This window comes from Streptomyces spiralis, from assembly GCF_014654675.1.
GTDB classification, from domain to species: Bacteria; Actinomycetota; Actinomycetes; order Streptomycetales; family Streptomycetaceae; genus Streptomyces; species Streptomyces spiralis.
In genome coordinates this window covers 1-331 of record NZ_BNBC01000077.1, presented here as the reverse complement: position 1 = coordinate 331, position 331 = coordinate 1, and the positions used below count along the sequence as shown (strand labels likewise).

Genomic DNA, 331 nt, shown 5'->3' with positions numbered 1-331 from the left:
CGGTGTCTTCGGCCCGAGGCTGGAGGCACGGCGCGACGAGCGCGCCTGGACGTGACACGACAGGGAGTAGCCCGCGATGCAGCACAAGGCCAGGAAGTTCTCCACCCGCGCCAAGGTCGTCACCTGCACGGCGGCCCTCGCGGCGGTCGGAGCCGGGGTGACCGGCGCCGTCTCCGCCTCCGCCGACACCACGGACGGCACCACGGCCGCCGCACCGGGCGCCGCCGTGACCGGCGTCAAGGACAAGGCCACGACCACCACCGACCACCTCACGATCCAGGCCGCCACCGACGCCGCCCAGGCCGCACTGAAGGCCGCCCAGAAGGAAGGC

Annotated in this window: 1 pseudogene; it reads left to right on the top strand. The window is 74.0% G+C overall.

Going from position 1 to position 331, the window contains the following annotated elements:
• Nucleotides 1–76: 76 nt before the first annotated feature.
• Nucleotides 77–331: pseudogene (locus IE318_RS41880) on the top strand (heme-binding protein); the annotation flags it as partial.